This window comes from Plantactinospora sp. WMMB782 (assembly GCF_049179135.1).
Lineage (GTDB): Bacteria > Actinomycetota > Actinomycetes > Mycobacteriales > Micromonosporaceae > Plantactinospora.
Genome location: NZ_JBMHMC010000007.1, coordinates 1,645,358 through 1,667,749, shown reverse-complemented (window position 1 = coordinate 1,667,749; position 22,392 = coordinate 1,645,358). Strand labels below are relative to the sequence as shown.

Here is a 22,392-nt window from a genome sequence, read left to right as displayed (position 1 = left end):
CGGGATGACCGGACTGAAGACGGGCTCCGGGGCGCCGTCCGCAGCCGTGCCGGCGGGGGTCGACCCGCCCGCCGCACCGCCGACCGCCGATCCCGCGCCGGCATCCCGGCGGAACTGGCGGTCGGCCCTGCGCACCTGGTCACCACTGCTGGTGCTGCTGGTCTTCGCGGCCCTGCCGTATTCGACGCTCTCGATCCCGGGGGTCTTCGACGGGCCGCTCAACGGGCCGGGGACGCTGCAACTGCTCGCCATCTGCCTGGTCTTCGGTGGCCTGGCCGCCGGCTACGACCTGCTGTTCGGCCGGACCGGCATGCTCTCCTTCGGGCATGCGCTCTATTTCGCGGCCGGCGTCTACGGCACCGACATCCTGGTCACCCGGGCCGGACTGCCGCTGTGGCAGGCCGCCCTGCTGACCCTGGTCGGCGGCACCACCCTGGCCGGGTTGCTCGGGGCGATCGCGCTGCGTACCGCCGGGATCGCGTTCGCGATGGTGACCCTGGCGTTCGCCCAGGTCGGCGCGATCCTGGTGGCCCGGGACTTCGGCGGGCTCACCGGCGGCGAGGAGGGGCTGTCGCTCGACGTGTCGGGGCTGCCGGCGATGCTGGTCGGGGTCGGCAACACCGTCAACCTGTACTGGCTGGCGCTCGCCTATCTCGCCCTGGTCGTCCTCGTGGTGCACCGGGTGACCGGCTCGCCCACCGGCCGGGTACTCGCCGGGCTGCGCGACGACGAGCGGCGGGTCGGGGTGCTCGGGCTCGACCCGTACCGGTTCAAGCTGCTCGCCTTCACCCTGGCCGGCGGGCTCGCCACCGCCGGTGGGGCGATCTACTGCCTGCTGGTCGGCGGCGCCTCGCCACACGTCACCTCCTCCGAGCTGACCCTGTCCCTGCTGGTGATGGTGGTACTGGGCGGACCCGGCACCCGCTGGGGGCCGGTGCTCGGCGGCATGCTCTACATGTACCTGGACCACCGGCTGACCGCCTTCGGTGCCTCGTCGGCGGTGGACTCGTTGCCCGGGGTGCTGAGCGGGCCGCTGTCCCAGCCGCTCTTCGTGCTCGGCACCGTCTTCATCCTGGCGGTCTACTTCTTCCCCGGCGGCCTGGCCAGCCTCCGCACCCGCCTAACCCCCCTCCGCACCCTCCTACCCACCCCTCGCCGCTCTTCATGATCACGTAGCGTCCGGCCTGCCCGGGCAGGCCGGACGCTACGTGATCAATATGTAGGTGGGGGAGTGGCGACGGGGCAGTTGGGGGAGCAGGGGTGGGGGGAGTTGGGCCAGCCGTTGCGGTGGAGGACGGCGGCGATCTGGTGGGCGACTGCGCAGGGATCTTCGGTGGTGTCCGTCCAGCCGTAGCGGAGCGTGATCTCACCGGCGACGGCTGCCGCGTTGTCCCGGCGCGCATCCCGCCAACGCAGCTCGGCCGGATGCGCGGCCCGGCCGTCCAACTCCACCCGCAGCCGGTAGCGGGGGTAGTGGACATCGTCGTACCACCGTCCGCCGCGCCGGGGGCGGGTGGCCTGGCGGACGCCGGCCGGCAGCCGGTGTGCCCGTTCGACGTCGCGCAGGTAACGCAGCTCCAGCAGTGAGTGGCAGCCGTCCACGATGTCGGCGAGGGCAGCCTGCAACTCGGCCCGCCAGCGCAGCTTCGACCGCCGCCGCGTCGCGTGGAGGATCAGGTGCGGCCGGGTCAGCCGGCGGCCGACGGCCCGGACCAGCCAGCCCAACGCCTCGTCGAGGTCGCCGGCCTGCTGGGTCAGATCGAGCACCGTCTCCTCGATCCGGGTCTGCGGTGGCGACCGGGTCGGATGCCGGGCCGTCTCCAGCGTGTTCCTCAGGTGTACGACGACGCCGGGGATCGGGCGTATCCGCCGTTCGCCGGGGACGGTCAGATGGACGGTGCCGAGGTGCCGGTCGGTCAGCCCCTGCACCTCGGCTGCCGTGTGGTGGCTGAGTACGGCGCCCCGGCCGGCACGCAGCAGCGCGGCCCACAGCACCGCCTCCCGGGGAGGAGGGCCGGAGAAGGTGGCGAAGATTCGGCCCGCCATCGGCTGCCACCGGCCGGCACTCACCCGGTGCTCCACCTGTGCCTTGGTCAGCCCGCAGTCGTACGCCTGCTGTCTGCTCAGCACCCCGTGCTGCCGCCGCACCAACTCCTCGAACACCCCCACAACCTCCCGCCCCACCCCACACCCCGCCACCCCACCCGCCCCACCTGTGGACAACCCACCCGCCGTCCGAAGGGGCTTTCGTTGATCACGTAGCGTCCGGCCGGTTCAGGCAGGCCGGACGCTACGTGATCACTGGCCTCGGCGCGGGAGGAGGAGGGCGACCAGGGCGCCGGTGGCGACGACGGCCGCGCCGACGAGTACGGCGGGGGTCAGGCCCTGCACGAAGGAGGTGCCGCTGGTGTAGGCGCCGTTGGCCGCGAAGACGGAGGCGAGTACCGCCACCCCGACGGCGACCCCGAGTTCCCGGACGCTGTTGTTGGTGCCGGAGGCGACTCCCCGGGACCCGACGGGCACACTGGCCATCGTGGCGGTGCTCATCGGCGCGAAGGTCAGGCCCATGCCGATCCCGGCCAGCGCCAGCGGCACCACCAACGCGGCATAGTCGACCTCTGCCGTGCTGGCCAGGGCGAGCCAGCCCAGCGCCACGGCCAGCATCGCCTGCCCGGTGACCACCAGGGTGCGTACGCCGAGCCGGCCCACCAGCAGTCCGGCCAGCGGGGCGACCACCATCGGTGCCATGGTCCACGGCATCGTCCGGATCCCGGCGTCCAGCGGGCTGTGCCCCTGTGCCACCTGGAAGAACTGGGCGAGCAGGAAGACCGAGCCGAAGACGCCGAGCGAGAAGGTGAACGCCACCACGTTCACCACGGAAAAGGCGCGGGACCGGAAGAGCCGCAGCGGCAGCATGGGTACCGGGGTCCGGGTCTCCCAGCCGAGGAACGCGACGACGAGTACGCCCCCGCCGAGCAGGGCGACAAGCACCCGGGTCGAGGTCCAGCCGTGGTCCTGCCCGTGCACCACTCCCCAGACCAGGGCGAACACCCCGGCCGTACTCAGCACCAGCCCGACCGGGTCGAGCCGGGCGGCCGGGCCGTGCGACTCGCGCAGCACGGTCGCGGCCAGCAGCAGGGCGAGCAGTCCGACCGGCACGTTCAGCCAGAAGATCCAGGTCCAGTCGAGGCCCTCGACCACCGCACCGCCGACCACCGGGCCGACCGCGACGCCGAGGCCGCTGATCCCGCCCCAGACCCCGATCGCGGCGTCCCGGAGCCGGTCGGGGACGGCGGCGGCGAGCAGGGTGAGCGAGAGCGGCATCACGGCCGCGCCGGCCATGCCCTGCACCGCTCGGGCGGCGGTGAGCATCCAGGGTTCGGTGGCCAGGGCGCAGGCGGCGGAGGCGAGGGTGAACAGCGCGATGCCGGCGAGGAAGAGCCGGCGGCGGCCGACCCGGTCACCGAGTGCGGCGGCGGTGAGCAGCAGGGCGGCGAACGGCAGCGTGTAGGCGTTGACGAACCACTGGAGGTCGGTCAGGGAGGCGCCGAGTTCGGTCCGGATCACCGGCAGTGCCGTGGTCACCACCAGGTTGTCCAGGGTGACCATGAACATCGGTATGCCGACGGCGGCGAGCACGGCCGCCAGCGGTCGCGCGGGGGTTCTGGGCTCGCTCGTCGCGTCGGCCCCGGTCGGGTGTTCCGGCGCGGAGGGCGCGGCGCTGGTGCCGCCGAGGGTGGGCGCACTGGACATGACATCTCCGTTAGTTGTTATCGACTGATAACTAAGCTCCCTCAAGGTAAGCATTGACTGATAACATGTCAACATCCGCCCCGGATGACGGCGGCCCGGTGACTGCGGCACGATGACCTGGCCGAAACGGTCGACGTGTCGGAGACGGAAGGGGTGTGTGACGATGTCCAGGACCCGGCTGACCGCCGCCGAGCGCGGCGAACAACTCGCCGAGGCCGCCGTCAGGGCGTTCGCCATCTCCGGGTACGCCGGCACCTCCACCGACGACGTGGCCCGGCTGGCCGGGGTCTCCCAGCCGTACGTCATCCGGCTGTTCGGCTCCAAGCAACGGCTCTTCATCGCCGCCGTCGAGCACGCCGTCGCCCGGATCGAGCAGGTGTTCCGGGACGCGGCCGAACGCTCACCCGACCTGGAGAGCCTCGGCGACGCGTACGACGAGCTGCTGGCCGAACCGGACCTGCTGACCCTGCTCCTGCACGGCTTCGCGGCCAGCTCAGACCCGGCGATCGGCAGCGCCGTGCGGGACTGTTTCGGCGGGATCTACCGGCTGATCCGGGAGCTGACCGGCGCGGACGCGGACGAGACCAGGGCCTTCCTGAGCAGCGGAATGCTGCTCACCGTGCTGGCCTCGATGCGGGCACTCGGGCCCGGCGCGGTGCCGCCGGCAGCGTGGGTGGCGGAGATCGCCGGGTCGTTCGACGACTCCCGCGCCAAGCCTGCCGGGTAGCCTGGCTCGCCGGCCCGGCGGACGGTTCGGGTGGCGGCGTCCGCCGCCCGGTCGGTGGGAGGACTCCGGCCCGGGCGGGGCGGGCGTCGTGCGGCACGAGACAGGGGAGGACGGACGGATGGCGGGGGAGGACGGACGGATGGCGGAGAGACTGGCGGTGGTCAGCGGTGGCGCGACCGGGATCGGCGCGGCCGTCGCGGAGGGCCTGGTCTCCGACGGGTACGACGTCATCGTGGTCGGTCGGCGCGCCGAACTGCTGGAGCAGGCCGCCACCCGGATCGGGAAGCAACTCGGCCGGCCGGGCTCGGTCCAGGCGGTACCGGCGGACCTGACCGACCCGGCGCAGCTCGGCCGGGTCGTCGAGGCGGTCGCCGGACGCACCGTCGACGCGGTGGTCAACAACGCGGGCGGTTACCTGGACGGTGACTCGTCCACCCTGGACGGCGTGGCCGCGCGGTGGCGGGCCAACCTCGACAGCAACGTGCTCACTGCCGTACTGCTGACCGAGGCGCTCCGGCCGGCACTGCGCCGCCCCGGCGGCCGGGTACTGCTGATCAGCTCGATCGCGGCACAGCGCGGCGGCGGCGGGCCGTACTCGGCGGCGAAGGCGGCGCTGCACGGCTGGGGTTACCACCTGGCCCAGGAACTCGGGCCGGAGCAGATCACGGTGAACGTGATCAGCCCGGGTTACGTCGTCGACACCGAGTTCTTCGACGGACGGATGACCCCGGAGGGGCACCGGCGGCGGATCGACGCGACCCTGGTGGGGCGGGCCGGCGAACCGGCCGATATCGCGGCGGCGGTCAGATATCTGGTCAGCCCGGCGGCCGGGTACGTCACGGGCCAGGTGCTCGGCGTGAACGGCGGCTCGGTCCTCGGCCGCTGACCCGGCTGCCGATCCCGCCCGCAGGCCGACCCACACGCCGATGGGCTGCCCGCGCGAACGGCCGCGGGCCAGCCCGCGTACGCGAACGGGCCGGGTGGCGGGCCCCCGTGGCCACCACCCGGCCCGCAGGCCCGCGCCCGATGCCGTCGCGCCGGCCCGCGACCGCCCGGCGAGGTCCACCGGCTCGCCGCCGTCCAGCGGCTACTCGCCCCCGTTGAGCAGTTCGTACGCCAGCTTCGGCGCGTCCTGGGCCTGCGCTCCCGCCGGTGCGGCGAGCTTCGGCGTGCTGCCGAAGTCCTGGTAGTTCACGACGTACTGGGCGGCGTTGGTGCCGCCGGCCTTCGCCAGGTCGAGGACGAGCGAGGTCAGCCGCTGCTCGCCGTCGACCGTCGCGGTGAACGGCACCTGCTTCGCCGCCTCACCGAGCGCGGTCATCTGCTCCGCCTCCAGCACCTTCGCCGCCTCACCCGAGGTCAGGTCGATGCTGCCGGAGTACCTGCCGTTGCCCTCGTCGTTCACCGAGGTGGCGGCCTGGAGCAGCGGCCCGGTGTTGCCCGGGTCGGTCCCCTCGTACTTCGGCACACTCTCCGCGTCGGTGAGCTTCGCGGGATCCAGTTTCAGCCACTTCTTCGGCAGCTTGGGAAGCCCGGTCAACCCCTTGGTGCCGGTGAAGGAGATCTTCGTCCAGACGTCGTCGCCGACGATCCGGAACGCGATGTTGGTGGTGAAGCCGTGCTCCGGGTCCTTGATCGCGGTGGCGAGTTCCAGCCCCTTCGCGGCCGGGTCGACCGAACCGGAGACGTCGTCGCTGCCGTCCTTGCCGCTGAACCTGAACGGTCCCTCGTCACCGTCCGGCACCGTCCCCAGCAGCGTCTGCTTGGCGGTGACGGTCGCCACTTCCTCCTTCAGCGTCCCGCAGCCGCCCAGCAGTACCGCCATGCCGAGCAGTGCGGCCATCGGGCCGGCGGTACGCCGGGCCCAGCGTGCTGCGCGGATCTCTGTGTTCATTGCGTTCCCTTCTCAGCGGTGCCGTGGATCGACCCCAGCTGTGCCGTGGATCGACGCCGGAAATGCTGCCGGCCCGGACTGCCGCCGCACTGACCGCGCACTGCGTACCTGCCTTCGACCACTGCCGTTATGCTGCCGTCGGACTGCCGTGCGCTGGTCCGCGAGCAGTCCGGGGGGTGATGGCGCATGGTGGAGGCGGTGCGCTTCGAGATCCTCGGGCCGCTGCGCGCCTGGCACGCCGACCGCGAACTGGAGCTGGGGCCGGGCAAGCAGCGGGCCGTGTTGACCGTCCTGCTGCTGCAAGCCGGGCGGCCGGTGCCGACGAACCGGATCGTCGACGCGGTCTGGGCCGAGGAGCCTCCGGCGAACGGCACCAACGTGGTGCAGAAGTACGTCGCCGGGCTGCGCCGGGTGCTGGAGCCGGGGCGGTCGCCGCGTACTCCCGGTCAGGTGCTCAGCCTGACCGACGCCGGCTATCTGTTGCGGGTCGGCCGGGACGACGTCGACGCCCTGCGCTTCGAATGGTCGGCCCGGCAGGCGACGGCGGCCCGGGACGCCGGACGCCGGACGGAGGCGGCGACCGGGCTGCGGGCCGCGCTCGACCTCTGGCGGGGTGAGCCGCTGCCCGGCCTGGCCGGGCCGTTCTTCGACGCCGCCCGGCACCGGCTGGTGGAGATGCGAACCTCCGCGCTGGAGAGCTGGGCCGAACTGGAGTTGCGGCTCGGCCACCATCACGAGGTGGTCGGCGAGCTGGCCCGACTGGTCGCCCAGTTCCCGGTACGCGAGCGGCTGCGCGGCCTGCTGATGCTGGCGCTCTATCGGGAGGGCCGGCAGGCGGAGGCGCTGGACACGTTCCGCGAGGTCCGCACCCTGCTCCGCGACGAGCACGGGCTGGAGCCCGGCGAGCCGCTCCAGGAGCTGCACCGGCGGATCCTGCGCTCCGACCCGATGCTGGCCGCCCCCGACCGGGCCGCCCCCGACCGGGCCGTCCCCGACCGGGCCGCCGGACCGGGCGCACCGGCCCCGGCCGCACCGGCTCGAACCGGACGAATTCAGGCCGAACAGGTTCCGCCCGAACCGGTTCGGGCGGAACCGGCTGCCGCCGCGCCGGTCACGCCGCCCGAATCCGCCGTGCCGGTCGAGCCCGCGCCGATCGAACCTGTCGCGTCGGTCGAGCCCGCGCCGATCGAACCTGTCGCGTCGGTCGAGCCCGCCGCGCCGGTCGAGCCTGTCGCCTCGGCCGAGCCGGGGGTGCCCGCTACGGATGCCCGGCCGGCGCCGTCCGCAGGATTGCCGGCGATACCGGCAGTACCGTCTCCCCGGGTGCCGCCGGCCCCCGTACCCGTGCCCTCATCTGCCGTGCCCTCATCTGCCGTGCCGTCACCTGGTCTGCCGGCATCTGCCGTGCCGACGTCCGGGTCGCCGGCATCCGTGTTGCCACCTGCGGTCTCGTTGCCACCTGCGGTCTCGTTGCCGCCACCGGTGGCGTTGCCGCCGCCGTTCCTGCCGATCACGGCGCCGTCGGGCGGTGCACAGGACGGTGCCCGGATGCACTGGACCAGCATCGCCGGCACTGTGCTCGGGGCGGTCGGCATCCTGCTCTCCTTCGGCTTCCTCACCTGGCTGGTCGCCTTCGTCTACGCCTGGCGACGGCGCAGCGGATGGCTGGTGGTGGCCGGGGTCGGGTACATCGCGGTGGTGGTCGGATTCGTTCTCGCGGCGGCGAGCATGGATCCCGACCCGGCGGTCCTGCCGAGCGACGCGGAGGCGATCGGGATCCTCGGCCACTTCGTGGTGAACTGGTTCGGCGGCACCGTGCATGTGATCCTGTTGAACCGCAGGGTGCAGGGCGTGGTCGGCGGCACGCGGCGCCAGGACGCGCCGGTCGTCCCGCCGGGCGTCGCCGGCCAGCGGGTACGCCGGGAGCACGCCCGCTACCTGCTCTACCACTATCCGAGCGCCCGTACGGAGCTGCGGATCGGCCGGCCCGACCTGCCGCGCAACTTCGACGACGGTGGCCTGATCGACATCAACGCCGTCGCCGAGCACGTCGTGCTGGGGCTGCCCGGACCGTCCCCGGAGCAGAGCCGGCACATCCTGGTGGACCGTCTGATACGTGGACCGTACGCCTCGATGGAGCAACTGGTCGCCCGCTGCCTGCTGCCGATGGAGGTGGCCGACTCGCTCCGCGAGGTACTCCTCTTCCTGCCCCCGCTGGCCCGCCCCGAGGCGGTGACCCCGGCCGAACTGGACGGCTGACCGGCTCGGCCGGGCCGGGACGTCCTCGGCCGGGCCGGACGTCACGCCGGGGCGGGCGGGGTGGCCGGCGCGGGTCGGCAGCGCTGCTCGGCGGGGTCGTCGGCGGTGCCGCAGTGGAACACCTCGACCGGCTCGGTGTCGACGTCGGTGACCCGGTCGACCCGGACCAGGGAGAGCCGCTTCGCCACCGGCTCGCCGGAGTCGGCCGCGAAGCGGATCAGGCCGCTGACCCCGGGATAGCCGTTCTCGGCGTTCTGCCGCAGTACCTCGGTGTGCACGCCGGCCGGGTTGACGGCCCGGGGGTCCCACGCCTCGCGCGGGCTGCCGTGCCGCAGCCGGGCGGCGAGGCTCTCCACGGCCCGGACCACCATCGTCGCGGCGTCGTAGGCGAGGCTGACCCGTTCGCCGACCGCCGCGCTCGGACCGTCGTCCCGGCACCGGGGTGGGTCGAGCAGGTCGTCGGCCTGGATCCAGGCGAGGAAGCTGCCGCGTACGTCGTCGCGCCGGTCCCGGGCGGTACGCAGGGCGGCGCAGGTGGCCAGGGCCGCCTTCGAGACGTACGTGACCGGGAGGTTGCCGGGTGCGCTGGCCCGCAGCCCCGGGTTGGCCATGTACCGGTTGACCGAGTCGTCGCCGACCAGGTGCCGGGGCGGGTTCGGGCCGCATTCCTTGAGCGCCCGGAGGAAGCCGTCGAACTCGGACCACCGGCCGGCGAAGACGAGCACTCCGGGATAGCCGCACTCCTGGGTCATCCGCTGGCCGGTACGCCACTCCTCGACCCGGGTCAGCCGGTCGCCGAACCGCTGGCGCAGGTCCTCGACGAGGGTGCCGACGTACAGGTCCTCGGCGAGCGAGCTTTGCTCGCCGGTGGTGTAGTACACCCGGGCGCCGGTGACCCGGAGCACCTGGCGGGCGTACTCGTCGATCAGGGCGGCCTGGTCGCGGTTGGGTGCGGAGATCTGGAGATAGAGCCTGGAGTTCTGGAACATGCCGTCGGCGGAGAGCGTCGGGGCCAGCGCGGGCAGGCCGATCCGGTTGAGTTCGCGCAGCGCTCCGGCGGTGCTGGTGCGACTCTCCACCAGTCCGACCACGCCGAGTACGGTCGGGTCGTCCCGGACCAGCCCGGCGAGCATCCGCACCGCCCGGCCGGCGTACCGCATCTGGTGTCCGGCGTTCGCCACCACCACCCGGAGCAGCGCGGCACCGTCGGCGCCGGCCGACTCGCGCAGCAGCGCGTACTGGGCGGTCGCCATCCCCTCCAGTTCCTCGCGCTCGGAGACGTACGACTCCTCGTCGGCCCGGGTCCGGTTGCCGGTCAGTGTGCCGAGGTAGACCAGGGTGACCAGCGGGCGGCGCTGTGCGCTGCGCTGCCAGACCTGCTCGGCGGCGGCGTTCTGCGCGAAGATCCGGCGCTGCACGGCGCGCAGCCGGTCCTGTCCCGGATCCCGGTTGAAGACGTGCCCGGCCGTGTCGCTGTAGCCGACGCACTCGCCGCCGACCAGTTCCACCTCGACGGCGCCGCCGAACGGCCGGGGGTGGCAGTCGAGGCTCCACCGCGAGTTCGCCCAGATCGCGGTGCCGGCGACGAGCAGCAGGACGAGGGCGGTGGGCAGGAAGCGGCGACTCCACCACGGCGGCTCCGGCGGGGTGAAGTTCAGCAGCCCGCCCCTCGGCTCCGAGCCGGCGCTGGGGTCGCCGAGCAGCAGGGCGATCAGCCAGGCGGCCGGGCGACGCAGCCGCCGGGTCTCCGGCAGCACGTCCACCCATTCGTCGTACGCCTCCTCGGCGTCGACGAGCGCGTACGGCTCGGGCAGTTCCGGCGGCGGTTCGGCGCCGGCCGCGACCACCAGCAGCGGGTCGTTCCGGCCGGTCTCGTTGCGGACGTCGTTGACCAGCCGGATCAGGGTGTGCCCCGGGTCGCCGGCCGTGACGCCGCCCAGCAGCAGCACCGGGTAGGCCGTCCGCCGCCAGGTCGACGGCCGCCAGAACCGCCGCCGGTACGCCTGCCGCAGGTCCTCCAGGAACGCGTGCACAAGCAGCTTGTTCACCTGGTCCGGCTGTTCGCCGTCCCGCCATCCGGCGGTGAGCCGTTCGGCGAACCCGAGGAAGGTCACCGACTGCCGGGGCGCCAGGTACTGCTGCCGCATGAACCAGCGGTAGTGCGAACCGAGCAGCGGTACCCGGCCGGAGACCGCGATCCGGAAGACGGCGCTCGGGATCGCCCGCCGGACCAGCCAGAACGCGAGCTGGTAGGCGGTGGAGAAGAGGTCGCCGTCCCCGTCGCCGGTGCCGGCCGGGTCGCTGCCCGGACGGCTGCCCCGACGGTCCCGCAGTTGCCGGGCCAGGGCGGGCCGGCGGTCCTCGCCCGCCTCGCCCGGCTCGGGTACCGGCTGGTGCAGCAGCCAGTCGGCCAGCGGGTGGTGCCGGAACCGCAGTCGTTCGCCGCCGAACGCCTCCAGGGAGAGTTGCCGGTGCACCTCGCGCAGCGCCGCGGCGATGTCGGTGCCGGCCAGCTCGGGCAGGTCGAGGACGGCGTGCGGGATCCGTCGCCGCTGACCCCGGCCGAGTACCCGGCGTAGCAGGGCGACCACGTCCGGCGAGCCGGTCGAGCGGACCAGCCAGATCAGCGGCAGCCGCCGGTCGCCCCGGCGTGGCCGGCGGAGCAGCCGGGCGAGCAGGGCGAGGAACTCCGAGCCGCCGGAGGGCAGCCGTTCCCGTCCCGAGGACGATTCCCGTCCGGAGGTCGGTTGCCGTCCCGAGGCCGGTTGCCCCTGGGCCGCCACCCCGCGCATACGCATCTCCCGCCGTTGCTATGGGTGTTCCACAGATCATCACAGTGTCGTGACGGGAACAAGACCGGGCAGACCTCAGCTGGGTAACGGGTCCGCCTGGCCTGTCGTCCCGACCTGGTAGAAAAGCCGGATGGACGGAAACCGGACACCGCACGACCTGGACCCGGACGGCCGGTCGCGGAACCCCGCAGGGCCGGTGCCGGACGCCGCAGAGCCGGTGCGGGATGCCGCAGAGCCGCTGCGGGACGCCGGAGGGCCGGTGCGGAATGCCGGAGGGCCGGGACCGGGGTCGGTGCGGGAGCGGGCCGAGGCCGTGCTGCGCCGGTTGGCCGGGGAACACGCCCGGCTCCGGGACGACCAGTGGCGGGCCATCGAGGCGCTGGTGGTGGGGCGGCGCCGGGTGCTCTGCGTGCAGCGGACCGGCTGGGGCAAGTCCGCCGTCTACTTCGTCGCGACCGCGTTGCTCCGGCGATCCACCGAGCCCGGCGGCGCGGGTGCGGGTCCGGGCGATGTCGGCCCGGGGCGGACCGGGCCGACCGTGATCGTCTCGCCGCTGCTGGCACTCATGCGCAACCAGGTGGAGGCGGCGGCGCGGGCCGGCATCCGGGCCCGGACCATCAACTCCGCCAATCTCGACGAGTGGGTCGAGATCGTCGCCGAGATCGAGGCCGGCACCGTCGACGTGCTGCTGATCAGTCCGGAACGGCTGAACAACCCCGACTTCCGGGACGGGGTGCTGCCCCGGCTCGCCGCCACCACCGGACTGCTGGTGGTGGACGAGGCGCACTGCGTCTCCGACTGGGGGCACGACTTCCGCCCCGACTACCGTCGGCTGCGTACCTTCCTGGCCGGGCTACCCGCCGGCACGCCGGTGCTGGCGACCACCGCCACGGCCAACGCCCGGGTCACCGACGACGTGGCCGAGCAGCTCGGCGACGCACTTGTGCTGCGCGGGCCGCTGGACCGCGAGTCGCTGCGGCTGGCCGTGGTCGAGCTGCCCAGCCCGGCACACCGGCTCGGCTGGCTGGCCGACCAGCTCGACCGGCTGCCCGGCTCCGGAATCGTCTACACCCTGACCGTGGCGGCGGCCGGCGAGACCGCCGAGTTCCTGCGCGGCCGGGGCTACCCGGTCGCGTCGTACACCGGGCAGGCCGACGACACCGACCGCCGCGCCGCCGAACAGGACCTGCTGGACAACAAGCTCAAGGCGCTGGTCGCCACCTCGGCGCTGGGCATGGGGTTCGACAAGCCGGATCTCGGCTTCGTGGTGCACCTGGGCGCGCCGCCGTCACCGATCGCCTACTACCAGCAGGTCGGCCGGGCCGGTCGGGCGGTCGGCGCGGCCGAGGTGCTGCTGCTGCCCGGCACCGAGGACCAGGCGATCTGGCGGTACTTCGCCTCGCTGGCCTTCCCGCCGGAGGAGCAGGTCCGGGCGATCCTGGCCGCACTGCACCCGGACCGTCCACTCTCCACACCGGCGCTGGAGCCGATCGTCGACCTGCGCCGCACCCGGCTGGAGCTGATGCTCAAGGTGCTCGACGTGGACGGCGCCGTACGCCGGGTCCGGGGCGGCTGGCTGGCCACCGGCGAGCCCTGGCACTACGACGCCGCCCGGTTGGCCCGGGTGGCCCGGGCCCGCGCCGCCGAGCAACGGTCCATGCTGGACTACGTCTCGACCGACGGCTGCCGGATGGAGTTCCTCCGGCGCTGCCTGGACGACCCGGCGGCTACCGCCTGCGGGCGCTGCGACAGGTGTGCCGGGGCGCGGTTCGGCGCCGAGGTGTCGGCCCCGGCGCTCGCCGCCGCCCAGGCGTTCCTCGGTCGCGCCGGGGTGGAGATCCCGGCGAAGAAGCTCTGGCCGACCGGGTTGGAGGCGGTCGGGGTGCCGCTGCGCGGGAAGATCGGGCCGGCCGAGCAGGCGTACCCGGGGCGGGCCGTCGGGCGCCTCTCCGACCTCGGCTGGGGCGGTCGGCTGCGCGGGTTGACCGGTCCGGAGGCCCCGGACGCGCAACTGCCGGAGGACGTGGCGGCGGCCGTGGTCGACGTACTCAGGGCGTGGGCGCACGGCGACGATCCGTGGCCGGCGCGGCCGGTCGCGGTACTCGCCGTCGGGTCGCGGCGGCGGCCCCGGCTGGTGCACGGGCTGGCCGAGCGGATCGCCACGGTCGGCCGGCTGCCGCTGCTCGGCGAGGTACCGGCCCGGGTCGGCACGGCGGCCGGTGCCGGTCCGCGGGGCAACAGCGCCCAGCGGGTACGCGCGCTGCACGACGCCTTCACCCTGCCGGAGCCACTGGTCGGGGCGCTGGCCGGACTGGACGGTCCGGTCCTGCTCGTCGACGATCTCGTCGACTCGGGTTGGACGATGGCGGTCGTCGCCCGGCTGCTGCGCCAGGCCGGTGCCCCCGGCGTACTCCCGTTCGCCCTCGCCGTGGCCGGCTGAGCCCTCCTGCCGTAGGGTCCGCGCGGAGCGGGACGAGCCGCCCGAACAGCGTGCCGAGCCCGACGCTGGGCTGGGAACCTGGGAGCTGGAAGCGCCAGAAACACTCGTGCCCTACCAGACGATGAACCTGAGTTTCGGGCCACCGGAGAGGTTCGCGTGGAGTGACTGGCAGGCCGCCGATGACGATGTGTTCTTCTACATCGGCGATCCCGACAGCAACGATCGCTGTAAGTTCCGGAGGCAGTGACCGAGACTTCCGTCGGTGTGGATGAGCCAGGCCGAAAGTGCGAGGTCTCGCGGGAAGATCGGGCCGGCCGAGCAGGCGTACCCGGGGCGGGCCTTCGGGGCGGCTCTCCGGCCTCGGCTGAGGCGGCCGTCGCCCGGTCCGGTGAAAACAGTTGCCGGTCCGGGCTCAGCCGGCCCGGCTCAGCCGGGCCGGCCGTAGCCGACGACCGGCTGGTAGTCGACCCGGTCGATCCGGATGCGGGTGCCGGCACGCGGCGCGTGGATGATCTTCCCGCCGCCGACGTAGATCGCGACATGGTGCAGGTCACGGTAGTAGAAGACCAGGTCACCGGCGCGCCGGGCGGATCGGCTGACCAGGTTCACCGCCCGGTACTGCCGCGCCGCGTTGTGCGGCAGCCGTACGCCGGCAGCCGCCCAGGCAGCCGAGGTGAGGCCGGAGCAGTCGTATCCGTCCGGACCGTCCCCGGCCCACCGGTACGGCTTGCCGAGCTGCGCGTACGCGAACCGGACGGCCTTGCCGGCGGCGCCGCCCACCGCCTCCGGCAGCCGGGGGGCGGACTTCGCGGCCGGTTCGTCCGGTCCGGTCATCCCGGCCAACCGGGCCAGCTCGGTCTCGATCGCCAGCTTCCGGGCGGCGAGCTGCCGCTCCTGGCCGCGTTGCCGGGCGGCGACCGCCTCGACCGCGCGCCGGGCCTTGGCCAGCCGCTCGTACGCCTCGGCGAGCGCGGTGATCGCCCGGTGCCGCTTCCTGGTCAGCCGGTCGAGCAGGAGCAGCGGATCCAGCAGGTTCTCCGGGGTGGCGGCGCCGATCAGGGTGCCCAGCGTCCCCAGCGCGCGGGTGTCGCCGGTGCGGTACGCGCGGGCGGCGATCAGGCTGACCTCGCTGCGGTGCGCCTCGATCGCGCGTTCCAGCGGCACCATCTCGGCGTGCATGGCCGCGCTGTTCGCCCGGGTTTCCCGCAGCGCCTCCCGCAGCTCGTTGTACTGCTCGACGACGATCTCCAACTGCTCCGCCGCGCTGGCGATCCGCTCGGCGGGGTCGGTGACCGGGTCGGCCCTGACCGGCGTGGGTGCCAGTGACAGCGCCACGGTCATCCCGGCGGCGAGGGCGGCGGCGCGACATGACAATGCGGAGGTCGGCACGACCTGTCCAACGATCGATGTGGGCCGGAGGCCACGCATCGAAACCGTTCGGGTTCGTACCGTGATTGCCGTCGCTGCCCCGCCCGACCTCGGCGACCGGCCCGGGGACCGGCTTGGCGGCGCTTCCGGACCGGCCCGGCGATGCCTGCGGAGCGGGGCGGGTAACCTGCCGGTCGTGACACGTGAGCAGCCAGCGGTGCCGGAGGCCGTCGGCCCGGCCGTTTCGGAGGCCGTCGAGCCGGCGGTGCCGGAGGCCGTCGAGTCGGCCGTGCCGGACCGGGGCACCGTGCGGCTCGCGCTCACCGTTGGCGGCCTGGTGCTGGCCCTGCTCGCCGGCTTCGGTCTCGGCCGGGTGAACGGTGGTGGCGCTCCGCCGGTCGGTGCCGGTGCGCGGCCCGTGACCAGCACCAGCGACCACAGCCATCCGCCGGGGACCGGGCCGCACGAGCATCCGGCCGGTGTGCCGGGCGGCGGTGCCGAGCCGGGCGGGCTGAGCCTGAGCGGGAGCGGCCACACCCTGGTGCCGACCACCACGACCCTGACCGCCGGGCGGAAGCAGGACTTCCGGTTCCAGGTACGCGGCCCGGACCGCAAGGCGGTGACCGGGTACGCGGTGGTGCACGAGAAGCCGTTGCACATGATCGTGGTCCGGCGGGACCTGAGCGGCTATCAGCACCTGCACCCGACGATGGCGACGGACGGCACCTGGAGTGTGCCGCTGACCCTGCCCGCCCCGGGCGTCTGGCGGGCGTACGCCGACTTCACCGCGCTCGACGGCACCGGCGGGCAGCTGCCGTTGACCCTCGGGGTGGACCTGGTGGTGGCCGGCGACTACACCCCCCGGGCACTGCCGGCGGCGGCCCGGGAGGCGGGCGTCGACGGGTTCACGGTCACCTACGAGGGCACCCCGCAGGTCGGGGCGAGCCAGCCACTGCTGTTCCGGATCTTCTCCGGCGGCAATCCGGTCACCGCCCTTCAGCGCTACCTCGGGGCGTACGGGCACCTGGTGGTGTTGCGGGAGGGCGACCTGGGCTACGTGCACGTGCACCCGGAGACCGAGTTGGCCGGCGGGGCGGTGAAGTTCTGGCTCGCCCTGCCGAGTTCCGGACGCTACCGGATGTACTTCGACTTCCAGGTCGCCGGCGAGGTGCGGACGGCCGAGTTCACCCTGACGGTCCCCTGAGCCGCCGCGCCGCCGCCTCGACCAGGACCCGCCCGCTACCGGAGCCGTCCTCGACCAGGGCCGGCCCGCTACCGGAGGCGCCCTCGACCAGGGCCGGGTCAGCCGGCCCGGCGGACCTGGCGGTGCGCGAGGTAGCGCAGCATGTCGCGGATCAGTTTCTTCTCCTCCGGCGGCACGCCTGGATCGGCGAGCCGGGTCATGATCACCCGGAGGTCGGCTTCCACCGGCGACTCGACCCGTTCCCGCCGGAACGCGCCGGGCTGCTCGCCGTCGGGCAGGCCGAGGGCCCGGAACGCCACCCCGACCGGTACGTCCAGGGCGGTGCAGAAGCCGCGTACCTTGGCCAGCTCCGGATAGTCCTGCCAGTCTCCGGCGAGCCAGCGGAACAGGGTGGAGCGGCCGACGTTCGTGTGTGCGGCCACGTCGCTGACCGTCCAGCCACGCTCGCTCTTGGCGTCGTCGATGGCCCGCCGGACGAAGCGGGCGAAGGCCGCCTGCGGCGAGTCCTGTGCGGCACCGATGCTCAGCGGAAAACCCTTTCGCCCGGACTTCGGGTGGTCTTCCGAGAGTAATCCGGAAGGGTCTCCGGCATAGCCGACTGATCGCACCCACCCCGCCCGTACCATCGGTCGGCCGGCATCGCCCCCGGCTGCCCGATCGTCCGGACAGGTCCGCCGGTACGGCCGAGGAGCCGCCGGTAGCCGGCCCGTCCCGACGACCTCCGCCGGTCGGGGCAGCACACCTCGAAGCCCCCGCCCGCGGCTGGCAGGGGTGTCAGGGCCGCTCGTCGAGCAGGGTCTGTAGGCGTGGCGTGACCTGCCAGTCGCCGGTCAGCGCCAGGTAGTCGGCGCGCTGCCGGTCGGTCGGCTCGGCGCCGGTGTGCCGGGCCCGGAGCAGCAGGTTGCGCGGGGTGTGCCGGGAGTCGACGAACTCGACCACCTCGACCCGGTAGCCGTGCAGCCGGAGCAGCGCCGCCCGCAGCGAGTCGGTGAGTACGTCGGCGAAGCGCTCCCGCAGGATGCCCTGCCGCACCAGCGGCTCGTACGGGCCGGGGGCGGGGTGGGTCCGCAACTGCGCGGCGAGGTCGTGGTGGCAGCACGGGGCGGCGAGGATCCAGCGGGCTCCCCAGCGCACCGACCGGGCCAGTGCCTCGTCGGTGGCGGTGTCGCAGGCGTGCAGTGCGAGCACCAGATCGGGGGCGGGTTCCACGGTCGCGTTCAGGATGGTGCCGGCGACGAAACGTACCCGGTCGGCGTAGCCGAGTTCGGCGGCGAGCGCGGTGTTGCGGCGGCGCTGGTCCTCGCGGACGTCCACGCCGACCAGCTCGACGTCGATGCCCCGCCCGGCGAGGTAGCGGTATGCCGCGAAGCTCAGGTAGGCGTTGCCGCAGCCGAGGTCGACCACCCGCAGCGGGCCGGTCAGCTCGGCCGGCAGGGTGGCCGCGAGGGCGCGCAGGAACGCGTCCACCTGCCGGCGCTTGGCCGCGCTGCCGCCGATCGCGCCGAAGAGCGGGTCACCGGGGTCGAGCAGGTGCTCCGGGCTCCGGTCGTGTGCGGCGGCCGGCACGGCGTCCCGCTGTGCGGCGACCCGGTGCAGCTGCGCCTCGCCCCGCTTGGTCACCCGCAGTTGCAGGGTGGTGGTGGCGGTCTCGACGTGCCAGTTACCGAACGGCTCGGCCAGCAGCGCGTCGACCGCCTCGTCCGCCTCGGGGCCGGGTGCCAGGTTCCGGGTGTGCGGACGGGTGCCGTCGTCGGTGACGACCTGGAGCCGGGCGCCCGACCTGAGGGCGACCGGGCGCAGTTCGGCGCGTACCACGGTGGGAAGCTGGCCGCGCCGACGCCCGGCGGCGACGGCGCGGGTCAGCCCGGGATCGAGCAGCAGCGCCCGCACCTGGGCGAGCGCCGCGTCGAGCTGTTGTGGCATCTACTCGCCGCTGGCGGCGTCACCGCCGGAACCGCGGCGACTGCGCCGCCGGCGGCGGCGCGGCTTGGTGGCCCCGTCGGCCGCCTCGACCGTGGTCGGGGCGCCGCCGCCGGCCTCGGTCGCCTCGGCCGGGCCGGTGCCGGCCTCGGTCGCCTCCGCCGAGCCGCCCGGACCGGCGACGACCTCGCCCGCCCGGCGCCGTCGGCGCTGCCGGCGGTTCGGCTCGGCCTCGCCGGTGATCTCGGTGTCCGGGACGACCGGGTCGGCCACACCACCGCTGCGGCCACCGCCGCCGCGCCGGTTGCGGGACCGGCCCGGTGCCTCACCGCGACCCCGCCGACCGGCGGGACCCCGGGAGCGGCCGCCGAGGTCCTCCTCGACCTCGGCCGACAGCCCGGCCCGGGTCCGCTCGGCGGACGGCAGGGTACCGGCGACGTCGGTCGGGATGTCCAGGTCGGTGTAGAGGTGCGCGGAGGTGTGGTACGTCTCCGGCGGCTCCGGCATCTCCAGCCCGAGGGTCTTGTCGATGATCCGCCAGCGGGGCATGTCGTCCCAGTCGACGAAGGTCACCGCGACACCGGTGGCGCCGGCCCGACCGGTACGGCCGATCCGGTGCGTGTAGGTGTCCTGGTCCTCGGGACAGTCGTAGTTGATCACGTGGGTGACGCCTGTGACGTCCAGCCCCCGGGCCGCCACGTCGGTGGCGACCAGAATGTCGATCTTGCCGGCCCGGAACGCCCGCAGCGCCCGCTCCCGGGCGCCCTGGCCCAGGTCGCCGTGCACGGCCGCGACCGCGAACCCGCGGAAGTCGAGATCCTCGGCGACCCGGTCGGCGGCCCGCTTGGTACGCGTGAAGATCATCGTCAGGCCGCGTTCCCGCGCCTGCATGATCCGGGCGACGATCTCGACCTTGTTCATCGAGTGCGTGCGGTAGACGAGCTGTTCGGTGAGCGGCGACGGCCCGGTCTCGGCGGTGTGCCCGGCGTGGATCGTCACCGGCTGCCGGAGGAACCGGCGGGACAGCGCGACGATCGGGTCCGGCATGGTGGCGGAGAAGAGCATCGTCTGCCGGTCCTCCGGCAGCATCGCCAGGATCTTCTCCACGTCGTCCAGGAAGCCCAGGTCGAGCATCCGGTCCGCCTCGTCCAGCACCAGCGCGTGCACCCGGTCCAGCCGCAGCTGCTTCTGCTTGGCCAGGTCCAGCAGCCGACCGGGCGTGCCGACCAGGATCTCCACGCCCTTGCGCAGCGCCTCGACCTGCGGCTCGTACGCCACGCCGCCGTAGATCGGCAGGACGCGTACGCCCCGGGTGCGGCCCGCCGCCGCGAGGTCCTTGGCGACCTGGAGGCCCAGCTCCCGGGTCGGTACGACGACGAGCGCCTGCGGCAGCCCGTCGCTGCCCTCGCCCGGCGCGAAGACCCGCTCCAGCAGCGGAACGCCGAAGCCGAGGGTCTTGCCGGTGCCGGTCGGCGCCTGGCCGATCAGGTCGGTGCCGCGCAGCGCGATCGGCAGGGCGTACTCCTGGATGGCGAACGCCCGGGTGATGCCCACCTCGGCGAGCGCGGCCACGGTCTCCTGCCGGGCGCCGAGCTCGGCGAACGTGGGTGCTTCGGGTCGGACGGGTGCGTCGGCGGTAAGCGCGTCGGTAAGCGCCTCGCCGGCCAGAATGTTCTCGATTTGATCGCTCATGTGGTTGTGGGGGTGCCCTCTCGTGGTGCGCCCCGTTCGTCCGTAGGGCGCGGTATCGGTATGGCGCGGGCCACACGGTCGACGGCTGAACGCCGAGTAGAAGACCGGGCCGCACGCGCGCCGCAGGGCAGAATTTCCGGAAACCGTCGAGGTCTTCCGGACCTCTGCCTCCTTCGGCAACTGATCCATGCTACCTGAGCCCGGCAAACGGCGTCTCGGGTCCTCCGAGACAGCCTGCGCCCGGGGTCCACCGATGTGACATCGGTTACACGTCGCTGCGCCCGCGCCACCACCGCCAGGCAGGTCATCCGCCCGACAACCACGCCGGCGGCCACGACAACAACACGCCAGCGACCACGACGACAACCAGGAAACCACCCCGCCGGTAACCAGGACAACCGACGCGTCGAACGACAGGCCGCCCCCGGCTACCGGGCGGTACCCTGCGGGCGTGTCCGCCCCCGCAGAGCCCGCCCCCGTCCCGTCCCACAGCCCTGCCGTCCCGCCCGGCCAGCCCGTCCCGCCCGCCGGGCCGGCCGACCTGCCGGCGGTGCCGGGTGCCGTCGTCGATCTCCTCGGGCTGGTCGCCTACGGCGAACTGGTGGCCTTCGACCGGATGGCCGCCGACGCGCGGTTGGCGCCCGACCTGGCCCGTCGGGCGGTGCTGAGCGAGATGGCGGCGGCCGAGATCGCCCACTACCGCCGGCTCGCCGACCGGCTCACCGAACTCGGCGTACCACCCGGGGAGGCGATGGCCCCGTTCGTGCCGGCACTCCAGTCGTACCACGACTCGACCGAGCCGAAGGACTGGCTGGAGGCGCTGACCAAGGCGTACGTCGGGGACGCGATCGCCGACGACTTCTTCCGGGAGATGGCGGCGTTCCTGGCCGAGCCGGACCGGCAACTCGTGCTGGACGTACTGCACGACTCCCGGTACGACGAGTTCGCAGGTCAGGAGATCCGGCGGGCGATCCAGGCCGACCCGAAGGTGGCGAACCGGCTCTCGATGTGGGCCCGGCGGTTGGTCGGCGAGGGACTCTCCCAGGCCGGGCGCACCGCGGGCGAGCGGGTGGCGCTGACCACGCTGATCGCGACCGGCTTCGACGACCAGGCGGGAGTGCAGGCGCTGTTCAAGCGACTCACCGCCGCACACACCGCCCGGATGTCGGCGGTCGGCCTCAACAACTGAGCCCGGTGAACCGGATCGAACAACTTCGCCCGGCTGGCCGATCTGGACAACTCGACCGGGTTGGCCGGGCCGGACAGGTGAGCCCGGCCGGCCGGGCCGGACACCGGGCCCGGCCGGGTCCGGTGTCCGGGTTCAGCGGGCGACGAAACCGACCGCGCGGGGCGACGCCTCGGCGATCTCCACGTAGGCCACCTTGCCGACCGGCACGATGACCCGACGGCCCTTCTCGTCGGTCAGCGACAACGTGCCGTCGCTGGTCTTGAGGGCGTCGGTCACGATCTGCTCGATCTCGGCCGGCGTCTGCGCGCTCTCCAGGACCAGCTCGCGCGGCGCGTACTGCACGCCGATCTTGACCTCCACGTGGCCTCCTCGTTCGGGGCGAAAGATCCGCCGTCGGAAAGGCTATCCGATCCGCGCCGGTTACGTTCAGGCTGACTCGCCCTGCAACGGAAAGCTCGCGATCCCGCGCCAGGTCAGCCCGGTGAGCAGCGCCTCGGCCTCGGCCTTCGGCACCTGGCGCCCACCGGCCAGCCAGAACTGCGCCGCCGTCTCGGCCGCACCGACCAGGCCGGAGGCGAGCAGCTCGGCCCGGGACCGGCTCACGCCGGTGTCCGAGATGATGGTGTCGGTGATGGCGGCGATGCAGCCCTGCTCGACCCGCTCGACCCGCTCGCGTACGGCCGGCTCGTTGCGCAGATCCGACTCGAAGACCAGCCGGAACGCCCCACTCTCGTGGTCGACGAAGTCGAAGTACGCCCGGACCGCCCCGCTGACCCGCTCCTTGTTGTCGGTGGTCGCCGCCATCGCCTCGCGGACCTTCGCCACGATCGCGTCACAGTGCGTGTCCAGCAGCGCCAGATAGAGCTCCAGTTTCCCGGGGAAGTGCTGGTAGAGAACAGGCTTGGAGACTCCGGCCCGCTCGGCGATGTCGTCCATCGCCGCCGAGTGGTATCCCTGGGCGACGAACACCTCCTGAGCCGCGGCCAGCAGCTGCTTACGCCGGGCCGAGCGCGGTAGCCGCGTTGGCCGGCCGGCCGTCTGCGCGCCGTTTCCCACCTGGGTCATGGTCACCTCCGCTTCACCTCGCACGCCGTGGAGCTTCTTCCGACCGGAGCAGGGATCCGTCGTGCGACTGCCGAATTAGCCCGCTGCTG

Annotated in this window: 17 protein-coding genes; 7 read left to right on the top strand and 10 right to left on the bottom strand. The window is 73.5% G+C overall.

Annotated elements, in window-relative coordinates:
• The first annotated feature begins 4 nt into the window (after nt 1–4).
• On the top strand, nt 5–1,168 hold the full coding sequence (locus ACN28A_RS09495) for a branched-chain amino acid ABC transporter permease (protein WP_421394197.1): 1,164 nt from the start codon (nt 5–7) through the stop codon (nt 1,166–1,168).
• A gap of 44 nt (nt 1,169–1,212) precedes the next feature.
• Here ACN28A_RS09495 and ACN28A_RS09490 read toward each other — a convergent pair whose 3' ends face one another.
• Complete coding sequence (locus ACN28A_RS09490; RefSeq protein ID WP_421394194.1) at nt 1,213–2,163, bottom strand: hypothetical protein; 951 nt, start codon at nt 2,161–2,163, stop codon at nt 1,213–1,215.
• A 135-nt stretch (nt 2,164–2,298) separates the two neighbouring features.
• Nucleotides 2,299–3,753 carry a DHA2 family efflux MFS transporter permease subunit gene (locus tag ACN28A_RS09485; protein ID WP_421394192.1) on the bottom strand — a complete coding sequence of 485 codons (1,455 nt, stop codon included), beginning with the start codon at nt 3,751–3,753 and terminating at the stop codon, nt 2,299–2,301.
• 163 nt (nt 3,754–3,916) lie between these two features.
• On the opposite strand from ACN28A_RS09485, the gene ACN28A_RS09480 reads away from it, so the two are divergent.
• Nucleotides 3,917–4,480: a TetR/AcrR family transcriptional regulator gene (locus ACN28A_RS09480; RefSeq protein WP_421394190.1), complete on the top strand. Its 564-nt coding sequence runs from the start codon at nt 3,917–3,919 to the stop codon at nt 4,478–4,480.
• A 139-nt stretch (nt 4,481–4,619) separates the two neighbouring features.
• Nucleotides 4,620–5,366: an SDR family NAD(P)-dependent oxidoreductase gene (locus tag ACN28A_RS09475; RefSeq protein WP_421394188.1), complete on the top strand. Its 747-nt coding sequence runs from the start codon at nt 4,620–4,622 to the stop codon at nt 5,364–5,366.
• Nucleotides 5,367–5,567: 201 nt separating this feature from the next.
• Here the strand turns inward: ACN28A_RS09475 and ACN28A_RS09470 are convergent, their stop codons facing one another.
• Nucleotides 5,568–6,374: a hypothetical protein gene (locus ACN28A_RS09470; protein WP_421394186.1), complete on the bottom strand. Its 807-nt coding sequence runs from the start codon at nt 6,372–6,374 to the stop codon at nt 5,568–5,570.
• A gap of 186 nt (nt 6,375–6,560) precedes the next feature.
• Here ACN28A_RS09470 and ACN28A_RS09465 point away from each other — a divergent pair, with 186 nt between their 5' ends.
• A complete protein-coding gene (locus tag ACN28A_RS09465) occupies nt 6,561–8,633 on the top strand; it encodes a BTAD domain-containing putative transcriptional regulator (RefSeq protein ID WP_421394184.1) in 2,073 nt (690 codons plus the stop codon).
• Between the two features lie 41 nt (nt 8,634–8,674).
• Here the strand turns inward: ACN28A_RS09465 and ACN28A_RS09460 are convergent, their stop codons facing one another.
• A complete protein-coding gene (locus ACN28A_RS09460; protein ID WP_421394182.1) occupies nt 8,675–11,425 on the bottom strand; it encodes a hypothetical protein in 2,751 nt (916 codons plus the stop codon).
• A 130-nt stretch (nt 11,426–11,555) separates the two neighbouring features.
• On the opposite strand from ACN28A_RS09460, the gene ACN28A_RS09455 reads away from it, so the two are divergent.
• On the top strand, nt 11,556–13,865 hold the full coding sequence (locus tag ACN28A_RS09455) for a DEAD/DEAH box helicase (protein WP_421394179.1): 2,310 nt from the start codon (nt 11,556–11,558) through the stop codon (nt 13,863–13,865).
• Between the two features lie 426 nt (nt 13,866–14,291).
• Here ACN28A_RS09455 and ACN28A_RS09450 read toward each other — a convergent pair whose 3' ends face one another.
• The gene (locus ACN28A_RS09450) at nt 14,292–15,254 is read right to left on the bottom strand and encodes an NlpC/P60 family protein (RefSeq protein WP_421394177.1); all 963 of its coding nucleotides are present in this window, start codon (nt 15,252–15,254) and stop codon (nt 14,292–14,294) included.
• 175 nt (nt 15,255–15,429) lie between these two features.
• Between ACN28A_RS09450 and ACN28A_RS09445 the strand changes: the two genes are divergently transcribed.
• On the top strand, nt 15,430–16,437 hold the full coding sequence (locus ACN28A_RS09445) for a hypothetical protein (RefSeq protein ID WP_421394175.1): 1,008 nt from the start codon (nt 15,430–15,432) through the stop codon (nt 16,435–16,437).
• 98 nt (nt 16,438–16,535) lie between these two features.
• Here the strand turns inward: ACN28A_RS09445 and ACN28A_RS09440 are convergent, their stop codons facing one another.
• From ACN28A_RS09440 to ACN28A_RS09430, 3 genes are all read right to left on the bottom strand, one after another.
• Nucleotides 16,536–16,958 carry a helix-turn-helix domain-containing protein gene (locus ACN28A_RS09440; protein WP_278066374.1) on the bottom strand — a complete coding sequence of 141 codons (423 nt, stop codon included), beginning with the start codon at nt 16,956–16,958 and terminating at the stop codon, nt 16,536–16,538.
• Nucleotides 16,959–17,211: 253 nt separating this feature from the next.
• Nucleotides 17,212–18,360, bottom strand: coding sequence for a class I SAM-dependent methyltransferase (locus tag ACN28A_RS09435; RefSeq protein WP_421394172.1), 1,149 nt, complete (start codon nt 18,358–18,360; stop codon nt 17,212–17,214).
• Nucleotides 18,361–20,049, bottom strand: coding sequence for a DEAD/DEAH box helicase (locus tag ACN28A_RS09430; RefSeq protein WP_421394169.1), 1,689 nt, complete (start codon nt 20,047–20,049; stop codon nt 18,361–18,363).
• Between the two features lie 451 nt (nt 20,050–20,500).
• On the opposite strand from ACN28A_RS09430, the gene ACN28A_RS09425 reads away from it, so the two are divergent.
• Nucleotides 20,501–21,238, top strand: a complete 738-nt coding sequence (locus ACN28A_RS09425) for a ferritin-like fold-containing protein (RefSeq protein WP_421394166.1) — start codon at nt 20,501–20,503, stop codon at nt 21,236–21,238.
• 132 nt (nt 21,239–21,370) lie between these two features.
• On the opposite strand, the gene ACN28A_RS09420 is transcribed toward ACN28A_RS09425, so the two are convergent.
• Together ACN28A_RS09420 and ACN28A_RS09415 are read right to left on the bottom strand one after the other, a co-directional pair.
• Nucleotides 21,371–21,598 carry a DUF3107 domain-containing protein gene (locus tag ACN28A_RS09420; RefSeq protein WP_421394163.1) on the bottom strand — a complete coding sequence of 76 codons (228 nt, stop codon included), beginning with the start codon at nt 21,596–21,598 and terminating at the stop codon, nt 21,371–21,373.
• Between the two features lie 66 nt (nt 21,599–21,664).
• Nucleotides 21,665–22,303, bottom strand: a complete 639-nt coding sequence (locus ACN28A_RS09415; RefSeq protein ID WP_421394161.1) for a TetR/AcrR family transcriptional regulator — start codon at nt 22,301–22,303, stop codon at nt 21,665–21,667.
• Nucleotides 22,304–22,392 lie beyond the last annotated feature (89 nt).

What these genes read in the sequence shown, in the direction of transcription:
- ACN28A_RS09495 (WP_421394197.1), top strand. Translation starts at nt 5, where the DNA reads ATGACCGGACTGAAGACGGGCTCCGGGGCGCCGTCCGCAGCCGTGCCG.
- ACN28A_RS09485 (WP_421394192.1), bottom strand. Translation starts at nt 3,753, where the DNA reads ATGTCCAGTGCGCCCACCCTCGGCGGCACCAGCGCCGCGCCCTCCGCG.
- ACN28A_RS09480 (WP_421394190.1), top strand. Translation starts at nt 3,917, where the DNA reads ATGTCCAGGACCCGGCTGACCGCCGCCGAGCGCGGCGAACAACTCGCC.
- ACN28A_RS09475 (WP_421394188.1), top strand. Translation starts at nt 4,620, where the DNA reads ATGGCGGAGAGACTGGCGGTGGTCAGCGGTGGCGCGACCGGGATCGGC.
- ACN28A_RS09470 (WP_421394186.1), bottom strand. Translation starts at nt 6,374, where the DNA reads ATGAACACAGAGATCCGCGCAGCACGCTGGGCCCGGCGTACCGCCGGC.
- ACN28A_RS09465 (WP_421394184.1), top strand. Translation starts at nt 6,561, where the DNA reads ATGGTGGAGGCGGTGCGCTTCGAGATCCTCGGGCCGCTGCGCGCCTGG.
- ACN28A_RS09460 (WP_421394182.1), bottom strand. Translation starts at nt 11,425, where the DNA reads ATGCGCGGGGTGGCGGCCCAGGGGCAACCGGCCTCGGGACGGCAACCG.
- ACN28A_RS09455 (WP_421394179.1), top strand. Translation starts at nt 11,556, where the DNA reads ATGGACGGAAACCGGACACCGCACGACCTGGACCCGGACGGCCGGTCG.
- ACN28A_RS09435 (WP_421394172.1), bottom strand. Translation starts at nt 18,360, where the DNA reads ATGCCACAACAGCTCGACGCGGCGCTCGCCCAGGTGCGGGCGCTGCTG.
- ACN28A_RS09430 (WP_421394169.1), bottom strand. Translation starts at nt 20,049, where the DNA reads ATGAGCGATCAAATCGAGAACATTCTGGCCGGCGAGGCGCTTACCGAC.
- ACN28A_RS09415 (WP_421394161.1), bottom strand. Translation starts at nt 22,303, where the DNA reads ATGACCCAGGTGGGAAACGGCGCGCAGACGGCCGGCCGGCCAACGCGG.